The organism is Kribbella sp., from assembly GCF_035655035.1.
Lineage (GTDB): Bacteria > Actinomycetota > Actinomycetes > Propionibacteriales > Kribbellaceae > Kribbella.
On record NZ_DASRVN010000631.1, the window covers coordinates 1 to 9,339 of the forward strand.

8 protein-coding genes and 1 pseudogene are annotated in these 9,339 nt (G+C 70.2%); 6 read left to right on the plus strand and 3 right to left on the minus strand.

The window, feature by feature from the left end:
• The coding region (locus tag VFF46_RS33130; RefSeq protein WP_325041187.1) for a DUF2510 domain-containing protein at positions 1-1,414 on the minus strand (1,414 nt) is incomplete at its 3' end.
• Positions 1,415-1,536: 122 nt separating this feature from the next.
• Entirely contained in the window at positions 1,537-1,821 is a 285-nt protein-coding gene (locus VFF46_RS33135; protein ID WP_325041194.1) for an Lrp/AsnC ligand binding domain-containing protein, read from the minus strand.
• A 169-nt stretch (positions 1,822-1,990) separates the two neighbouring features.
• Between VFF46_RS33135 and VFF46_RS33140 the strand changes: the two genes are divergently transcribed.
• Positions 1,991-2,158, plus strand: coding sequence for a hypothetical protein (locus VFF46_RS33140; protein ID WP_325041188.1), 168 nt, complete (start codon positions 1,991-1,993; stop codon positions 2,156-2,158).
• Here the strand turns inward: VFF46_RS33140 and VFF46_RS33145 are convergent.
• Positions 2,155-3,948 (minus strand): DEDD exonuclease domain-containing protein, encoded by a 1,794-nt coding sequence (locus VFF46_RS33145; protein ID WP_325041189.1) that lies wholly within the window; start codon positions 3,946-3,948, stop codon positions 2,155-2,157. The genes VFF46_RS33140 and VFF46_RS33145 overlap by 4 nt on opposite strands.
• A 174-nt stretch (positions 3,949-4,122) precedes the next feature.
• Here VFF46_RS33145 and VFF46_RS33150 point away from each other — a divergent pair, with 174 nt between their 5' ends.
• From VFF46_RS33150 to VFF46_RS33170, 5 genes and pseudogenes are all read left to right on the plus strand, one after another.
• Positions 4,123-5,430: an NYN domain-containing protein gene (locus VFF46_RS33150; protein ID WP_325041190.1), complete on the plus strand. Its 1,308-nt coding sequence runs from the start codon at positions 4,123-4,125 to the stop codon at positions 5,428-5,430.
• 107 nt (positions 5,431-5,537) lie between these two features.
• A complete protein-coding gene (locus VFF46_RS33155) occupies positions 5,538-5,741 on the plus strand; it encodes a hypothetical protein (protein WP_325041191.1) in 204 nt (67 codons plus the stop codon).
• A gap of 256 nt (positions 5,742-5,997) precedes the next feature.
• Entirely contained in the window at positions 5,998-7,059 is a 1,062-nt protein-coding gene (locus VFF46_RS33160; RefSeq protein ID WP_325041192.1) for a C40 family peptidase, read from the plus strand.
• A gap of 90 nt (positions 7,060-7,149) precedes the next feature.
• Positions 7,150-8,613, plus strand: coding sequence for a hypothetical protein (locus VFF46_RS33165; RefSeq protein ID WP_325041193.1), 1,464 nt, complete (start codon positions 7,150-7,152; stop codon positions 8,611-8,613).
• A pseudogene (locus VFF46_RS33170) lies at positions 8,606-9,339 on the plus strand (M48 family peptidase); the annotation flags it as partial. The gene VFF46_RS33165 and the pseudogene VFF46_RS33170, both read left to right, overlap by 8 nt.

A 9,339-nucleotide genomic window follows, 5' to 3' on the forward strand; every position in this document is an offset into this window, starting at 1 on the left:
CGGCTCGGAGGTGGGGGCCGTCGGGGGTGGGGGTGTTGGTGGGTTGTGGGGTGACCCAGAGTTGTGGGGTGGCGGATGGTTGCCACCAGCCGGCTTCGGGTTGAGCCTCGGGCTGCGCGGTGTTGTTTGCCTCGGAGGAGCTGACCGAGCGCAGGCCTGGTGTGCGTGTTCCAGGGGCGTTGGCCGGTTGGCCGGAGGCGTCGGGACGCTCGGCGGCAGGTTCCTGTGCGCCGGCGGGGCCTGACTGGGAAGGGGCGTCCAGCTGGAGGGGCTGGATAGGCGGGGGTGTGTGCTGGCCGTCCCGCTGATGTTGCGGTGGCCAGGGCTGGTTGGCCGCGTTGTCGGCGGGCCAGGGCTGGTTGGCTGGGGGCTGGGGGGTGGTTGGCCAGGGGTTTTGCGGTTGAGCGGGCTGCTGCTCGTTGGGTTGTTGCTGGTCTGGCCAGGTTTGTTGTGGGGCGGCCGGCTGGTCGTACGACGTGAACTGGTCAGCGGCCCAGGGCTGTTGGTCGGCGGACCACGGCTGCTGGGGAGACTGCTCGTGGACGGGGAACTGTTGGCCGGACCACGGCTGTTGCTGGGTTTGTTCGACGTCGGGGGACGACTGGTTGCCCGACCACGGCTGGATCTGGGTTTGTTCCGCGTTCGGGTCGGGCTGGTCGTATGAGGTGAACTGGTCCGCGGCCCACGGCTGTTGGTTGGCTGACCAGGCGGGTTGGTCAGGCGTGTTCGACCACTGGTTGTTGCTGGGCTGGTCGCGGTCGGCTGCGGGCTGGATCTGGGTCTGCTCCGCGTTCGGGTCGGGTTGGTCGTACGAGGTGAACTGGTCCGCACTCCACGGTTGCTGGTCAGCGGACCAGGCCGGTTGGTTGGGACCGGTCTGCTGGTGGTCGGTGGTGGGGTGTGGTTGTTCCTGGCCCGACCACGGTTGGATCTGGGTTTGTTCGGGGTCGGCCTGTTCGTAGGAGGTGAACTGGTCGGCGCTCCACGGTTGCTGGTCGGCGGACCAGGCCGATTGGTTCGGGGTGGTCGGCTGGTGGTCGTTGGCAGGGTGCGGGTGTTCCTGGCCGGACGACGGGTGGATCTGGGTTTGTTCGGTGTCGGGCTGGTCGTACGAGGTGAATTGGTCGGCGGCCCAGGGCTGTCGGTTGGCTGACCAGGCGGGTTGGTCGGGCGTGTTCGACCACTGGTTGTTGCTGGGCTGCTCGTATGACGTGGACCGGTCTGCGGACCGCGGCTGTTCGGACGACGGCTCCTGGGGGGACGCGGGCGTGGCAGGGTCGCCGGCGGCGGAGGTCAGGTGGTCGGCCTGGTCCTCGTGGTCGGTTTGATTGGTCCACTTCTCGCCGTTCCAGAAGCGGATGGTTTTCGGCTGGCCGGTGGGGTCGGGGTACCAGCCGGCGGGTGGGTTGCTCATCCGCGTCCTCGCTGCACCGTCGGCGCGCACGCGCGGACCTGGTCGGCGACGAACTGGCCCCAGACGTTCATGTGCTCACCGTAACTTCAGCGCGTGTCAGCCGGACCCGAGCGGACCGGTCCTCAGACACCGTCCTCGCCCAGGCTGAAGGCGGCTTCCAGGTCGTGGCTGGAGTACGCGCGGAACGCGATGTGCGTCTCGGTGCTGAGCACCCCGGAGACCCGGTTCACGTGCTCGGGGATGACGGTGGCCAGGTCGTCGTGGTGCGCGACCCGGACGAGGGCGATCAGGTCGAGCCCGCCGGTCACGGAGTAGACCTCACTGACGCCGTCGATCGCGGCGACCGCCTCGGCGACCTCGGGGATCCGTGCGACGTCGGCCTTGATGAACACGATCGCGGTGACCATGCCGTCCTCTCCTCTGAACATCCTCTGAACCCGGCCGGAAACACCGTCCGGTACTCACGCCTCGACCCGCTGAAGCATAGTGCGGCCGAGGCCCCGCAGCGCCCGCCGGGATCGGGGTCGCTGCGAGCCTGGAGGCGCGGGGGTACGGCGAGTTCGTAGCGTCCGGGCAGTGCGAGTTCGTCGAGAACGGCCCGGCCGTCGCACTGCGGGACGTGGTGAACCGCACTGGGCGATGGTCCCGGCCGGCGGGGGAGCGGTACTCGGCGGCGGCACCGACATACTGCTGCTCGCGCCCGACGGACTGATCCGCTCCGACTGCCAGTTCATCACCACCTAACCGACCCGGGCCGGGCCGAGGGGGCGGAGGTGGCGGCGGCGTTCGGCGGGGTGGTGGTGGAGGTCGCTGTGCGCGTTGTCCAGGCGGGTGAGGTGGCGGCCGGCGCCGCTGACCGGGCAGGTCCAGGTGCCGTCCATCTCGACCAGGCGGACGCCGGGGAGCTCGAGCCAGCGCAGGACCAGCTCGATCTCCTCCGGCGACGCGGTCGCGACCGGGCCGATCCCGGGCAGCACGGTCTCGGCGGACGCCCGGAGCATCTCCAGGTGCCGCCGCGGGTCGGTCCCGCGCGGGCTGAACCCGGCCGCCGCCAGCCGGCCGCGGCGGATCACGTGCAGCTCCCAGCCGCCGTCGTCGGTACGCCGGGCCGCGCAAATCTCGGCACACCCGGTCACCGAGGCCATCCGCTGCATCCGCGCCGAGCTGCGCACGAACGCGCTCAACCGGTCCCGGTGCACGGCGGCGTCCTCGAACCGCTCGTCCGCCGACAGTACGTCGATCCGCCGGTCGAGGGCGTCGACGACCGGTGTCGGGTCCACGGTCAGCGCGGACCGCAGGCCGGTCACGAACTCGCCGTACGAATCCACCGAGATCCGCCCGTCACACGGCGCCACGCACCGGCCCATCTCCGCCAGCACGCACGGTGACAAAGCAGGACGCCTCGACATCCGCGCGGTGCACTGCCGGATCGGGAACGCCTCGTGCAGCGCGGCCATCGCCCGCTCCGCCGTCTTCCGGGAGCCGAACGGGCCGAGGTACCCGGCGTCGTCGTCGCGGACCTGTTTGACCAGGGACAGCCGCGGAAACGGTTCGACCGTGACCTTCAGCCAGTGCTGCCGCTCGGGGAACTTCGACCTGCGGTTGTACCGCGGCTTGTGTTCCGCGATCAGGCGGAGCTCACGAACCTCGGCCTCCAGCGGCGTACCGCACTCGATCCCGCGGACGCCGGTGGCGATGCCGACCATCTCGCCGATCCGGTTCCGGGTCTCGGAGGCGGTGAAGTACGAGCGGACGCGGGTGCGCAGGTCCTTCGACTTGCCGACGTACAGCACCTCGCCGCGGTCGTCGGTGAACAGGTACACACCCGGTGCGTGCGGCAACGACTCGGCCAGGTGCCGCTTCTTCCGGACCGCGGGCGCGACCCGGGACGAGAACGTCTGCAGGTCCTCCAACGTTTGCACGCCCAACGACCCGACCCGCTCGAACAGCCCGTGCAGCACGTCGACGGTGGCGCGCGCGTCGGACAGCGCGCGGTGGTTCGGCGTGGTCGTGGTGCGGAAGAGCTTGGCCAGCGTGCCGAGCTTGCAGTTCGGCGCCTCGTCCGGGGTGATCACCCGGCGCGCCAGCAGCGCGGTGTCGACGACCGCGAAGTCGGGCCAGTCGTACCCGTGCACCTGGGTCTCGTGTTTCAGGAAGCCCATGTCGAACGGCGCGTTGTGGGCGACCATCACGCACCCGTGTGCGAACTCCAGGAACGCGGGCAGCACCGACTCGATCCGCGGTGACGAGGCAACCATCAGGTCGGAGATGCCGGTCAGTACGGCGATGAACGGCGGGATCGGCTCCGGCGGGTGGACCAGCGTCTGGAACTCGCCGAGCACCTCGCCGGCCCGCACCTTGACCGCGCCGATCTCGGTGATGCCGCCCTCGCCCGGCGGATTGCCGGTCGTCTCCAGGTCGACGATGCAGAACGTGATGTCGCGCAGCGGCGTACCGAGGTCGTCGAAACTGTGCTGGACGCCACGGATCGGCGGCGGCGATTCCGGGTCCATGGCGGGCACAGGACTGGTCATGGTCACGACGCTAGGAGCCGCCACCGACAATTCCGCAGGTGACACGCAGACGAGTCGACTAGGCTCTCTGTATGCGTACACAGGCGATCACCGTGAATCAGGGCCGGAGGGCCGTTCACTGTGGTCTGCGTCACCGGCCGATCCAGGTCGCCGTTCCAGCCGGACTGCGGACCGGTGACTGAGGCCGGCACCGCCGCGAGCTCTGCCGCCACGACTTTGCCTGAACCGGTCCGGCAACGCGTCCTGACCCTCGCCGCGCACGCCCTCGGACAACTCCCGGCGACCGACGTACCGGCCCCGCTGCGCCGGTTCGCCAGCTTCGCGCCGGCGAAACGGGCGAAGCTGTCGGCGTCGGTGCTCGGCCCGATCCTGGAGACCGACGACCACTTCCGGAAGCTGACCGCGTTCGAGGTACGGCGTGCGCACCCGGAGCTCGGCGACGCGGTCGCGGACGGCGTACCGGTGCCCGCGGCGGACCCGGTGGAGGTCGCGGCGCTCGCCTACCTGCTCCGTCCGGACGGCTGGGAGCAGCACCTGGCAGCGGTCGCGCAGGTCCCGGTGGAGAACCCGCGCGCCGACGCCGAAGCCGTCAACCGGCTGTCCGACCAGCTCGACCAAGCACGCACCGAGACCCGTCAGGTCCGCGAACGGCTTCGTGAACAGGTCAACGAGCTGAAGGCCGAGAACGTCACGCTCCGCCGCAAGCTGAACGAGGCCCGGCAGCGGATCACCGGTCTGCACACCGAGCTCGAGCAACGCACCAAGGAGGCCGCGACCGCCGACGAACGGGTCGACGCGGCCCGGGCCGAGGTCGACCGTGAGCTGCGCAAGCTCCGCGCCCGGATCACCGAGCTGGAAGCGGTCGAGCACGCGGCCCGGCGTACGGCGGGACAGGAGCGTGAGCTGGCGACGACACGTACCCGGCTGCTGCTCGACACGTTGCTGGAGGCAGCGAGCGGACTGCGCCGTGAGCTGGCCCTGCCACCAGGGGGAGAGCTCCGCCCGGCGGACACGGTGGCCGGTTCCGAGCCTGAGGCGGCCCCGGTCGGACGTACGGCGCCTGAGGACGACCCCGCGCTGTTCGACGAACTGCTGTCGTTGCCGCAGGTGCATCTGATCATCGACGGGTACAACGTGACCAAGACCGCGTGGCCGAACTCGCCGCTGCACTCGCAGCGTCAGCGGCTGGTGACCGCGCTCGGGGCACTGGTGGCGCAGCGTCGCATCGAGGTCACGGTGGTGTTCGACGGCGCCGAGCTGTCCGGGCCGGTGCAGCTGAACCCGCCGCGCGGCGTGCGGGTGCGGTTCAGCCCGGCCGGGGTGATCGCGGACGAGGTGATCCGGCAACTGGTGCGCGCCGAGCCGCCGGGCCGCCCGGTGGTGGTCGTGTCCACCGACCGCGAAGTTGCCGAGAGCACCGTGAAACTCGGTGCCCGCGCACTGTCGGCGACGAGCCTGATCTCCAGGATCGCCCGCACCTGACGGCACAAATTGTCGGCGGGGGTCTCTAGCGTCCTTCTCAGCCGGATGCAAGTCCGGCGCTTCCCCACTTGGAGGATGTTGTGCTGATCGACTGCGACGCTTGTGTGATGAAGGGCCCGGGATGCCAGGACTGTGTCGTCACGGTGGTGCTGGGGTTGTCGGCCGAACGGTCCGGCGGCCTGCGCATCGACGACGACGAGAAGGCCGCCCTGGACGCGCTGGCCGAGTCGGGCCTGGTCCCGCCGCTGCGCCTGGTGCACGCGGTGGACAGCATCGAGCCGGCGAAGGACCCGCGGGAGCAGACCGGCTGAACCGCTGTGCCAGAAGGCGAAACGGCCGTTCGGCCGCCGGCCGGCTTCGTTAATTTTCGATCAAACCCGAGGGGCGAATTGCGCCGGTCACGAAACGGTCACTACTGTTACCTCTCGTTGCCTCAGGGTGTCGGCCGCTCCGGCCGACCGGGCAGCGGCAAGCCGAGGGAGTGACCCGGCGGATCCGCGGACCTGAAGTTCGCGGCCGGTCTGGTCAACGGGGACGGCGCGAGCAGAGGAAGGGACCGACCGGGCTGTGTCCATCGGACGCATCAACCGCACCAAGGGAATCGCCCTCGCCGCCATCACCAGCACGGCTGTCGCTGCGGGCGTGATCCTGATCCAGGGAGCGGCGAACGCCGACCCCGCGCCCACCATGTCGGAGGCGAAGAAGCAGGTCGCCGACCTCCAGCACCAGGCCGAGGTGGCCGGTGAGTCGGCGAACGCGCTCCGCGGCCAGATCAGCGCCGCCCAGGCCCGCGTGAACGCGCTGAAGTCGGGCATCGCCAAGCAGCAGGCGCAGGTGGACGCGGTGAAGCGGCAGATCGGCTCCCTCGCGGTGGCCGGCTACCAGACTTCGGGCATCTCGACGACCGCGCAGCTGCTGCTGTCGACGAACCCGGACCAGTTCCTCAGCCAGGCGTCCACCGCCCAGGCGTTCGCCGGCCAGCAGAACGCGGCGCTCCGTCGCTACCAGCTCGCCCAGGGCAAGCTGACGGACCTGCAGGCCAGCGAGCAGACCGAGCTGGGCGCGCTGCAGGCCGTGCAGGCCAAGCAGACCGGCTTCGTCAACCAGCTGAACTCGAACCTCGACAAGGCGCAGGGCGTCCTCGACAAGCTCAGCGCGGCCGACCGCAAGCGGATCGAGCAAGAGAACGCGAGGGCGGCGGAGAACGCGCGCAAGCAGCGCCCGACCCGCAGCGGCGACCGGACCAGCACCGACACCAACATCCCCAACATCCCGGCCAGCGGCCGCGGCGCGATCGCGATCAACGCTGCGCTGTCCCAGCTCGGCGACCCGTACGTCTGGGGCGCGGCCGGCCCGAGCTCCTACGACTGCTCCGGTCTGACGATGTACGCCTGGGGCAAGGCCGGCGTCTCGCTGTCGCACTCCGCGGCCGCGCAGTCCGGTGAAGGCCGCCCGATCAGCAGGTCCGAGCTGCAGCCGGGCGACCTGGTCTTCTACTACACCCCGATCAGCCACGTCGCCCTGTACCTCGGCAACGGCCGGATCGTGCACGCTCCGCGTCCGGGGAAGAGCGTCGAGATCGCCCCGATGAACGAGATGCCGATCGCCGCCATGGTCCGTCCGGGCTGACCTGCGACCTTGTGACGTACTCATCGGCTCCGGGGAGTGATCCCCGGAGCCGATGACGGTTCGCGATGCCGTACTGTCGGAGGAGGCCGGATGTCCCGCCTGACTGGGGCAGGTGAGCAGCGAGGGGCCGAGGTGATCGACGAGCACGGCGACACGGTTCCGCTGCCGGTGGTCCCGTCCGACGGCGACCCGGTGGAGTCGGATCGGCACCCGGAGCGACCCAGCGGTCCGCCGTACGCACCGATCCTGAAGAAGGTCGCGATCGGCCTGGCCGTCTGCCTGGTCGCCGGCGCCGGGTACGCCGGGCTGCAGTACGTCGCCGACGCGCCGGCGAGCCCGAACTCGCGGGGATCGCACCAGCCGGTGTCGACGCCCACCACGGACCAGGCGCAGGCCGGTGTCCAGCGGGCGGTCGCGGGCGAGGCCGTCCTGCAGAAGATGACCGACGCGGTCGCGCACGACGACACTCACGAGTTCCTGAACACGATCGATCCGCAGTCGACCGCCTTCCAGGTGAGCGCGCGGATGATCTTCGGCAACCTGAGCACGCTCCCGCTCGGTACGTTCCAGTTGCGCTACGTGAGCGACGACACCAACGGCCTGACCCCGGACCGCAAGCTCGAGCTCGGCGGCACCCAGGCCTGGCTCGCGCAGGTCGAGGTCTCGTGGCAGCTTTCCGGGTACGACGTGACGCCGGCCCGCGAGACGCTTCCGGTGACGTTCGTGACCCGCGACGGGAAGACGTACGCCGCCTCGTTCTCGGAGCGGTACGCGGCCGGGCAGCGGAAGCCGATCTGGGCGCTCGGCCCGATCGAGCTGGCCAAGGGCAAGCGCAGCCTGGTGATCGGCCTCGGGTCGAAGGCCGACGCGAAGAGCTACGTCTCGGTCGCCGACAAGGCCGTCGAGTCGGTGTCCAAGGTGTGGGGCAAGAAGTGGCGGCAGAAGCTGATCGTCTACCTTCCCGCGAAGCAGGCCCAGATGGAGGGCATCCTCGGCGCCCAGCCGAACACGTACACCCAGATCGCGGCGGTCACGATGGCCGAGCTGGACACCCCGGCCGCGAACGCGCCGGTGCGGGTGGTGGCGAACCCGAAGCTGTTCGAGGAGCTTGGCACCCAGGGCCGCCGGATCGTGCTGACCCACGAGACCACCCACGTCGCGTCGCACGCGACCGCCTCGCCGGTCCCGCTGTGGCTGGCGGAGGGCTTCGCGGACTACGTCGCGTTCACCGCCGTACCGGTGAAGGACGAGTCGGCGGCGAAGGAGCTGTTCAAGGCGGTCCGGGCCGGGAAGGTGCCGGCCGCGCTGCCCACGCCGGACGCGTTCGCGGCCTCGGCCACCGAGCTGCCGCAGGCGTACGAACAGGCGTGGCTGGCGTGCCGGCTGATCGCCGAGCGTGAAGGGCAGGACAAGTTGGTGGCGTTCTACCGCGCCGTGGACCGGTCGGGGAGTGCGACCGGTCTGGCGGACGCGTTCAAGTCGGTGCTGGGCATGACCGAGGCCGAGTTCGTCGCCCAGTGGCAGAAGTACCTGGAGAGGCTTGCCGGTGCCTAAGCGCCCGGCCGGCTCGTGGGCCCCGCGTGCCACGGGCGGACTGCTCGCGCTCGCGCTGGTCTTCACGATCGCCGTCACCACGCCGTGGCACCTGATCGACCTGCCGAAACCGGACGCCGCGCTGGACTTCACCAGTGCGCAGATCGCCCGGCAGAACGCATTCCGCCACGAGATCCTGAAGTGGTCGACGACGTCCTGGATCATCTCGGTGGTGGTCCCGCTGGCGATCGGCTTCAGCCCGCTGGGACGCCGGCTGTACGACGCGTTGCGCGTCCGCCCGTGGTTCCTCGCCGTACCGGTCACGGTCGCCGGGATCACCCTGATCACGAACCTGCTCACCGTGCCGACCGACGTCCTGGCGGAGCGGGTCAGCCTGAAGTACGGGCTGTCGGTGGAGAACTGGCGGCTGTGGGTCTGGGACCGCGGCGTCAACTGGCTGCTCACGTCGCTCGGTGTCGCGATCGTCGCGGTCGTGCTGATCGCGCTGGCGAAACGCCGGCAGCGCGGCTGGTGGTTGCCGGGCGCAATTATCTCGGCGCTGCTGGTGCTGGGCGTGTCGTTCGCGTACCCGGTGCTGGTCGAGCCGCGCTTCAACCACTTCACCTCGATGCCGGCCGGTGCCTTGCGCAACGACTTCCTGAAGCTCGCGGACGCGGACGGCGTACCGGTCAAGGACGTGCTGGTCGCGGACGCGTCGAAGCGGACGACGGCCCTGAACGCGTACGT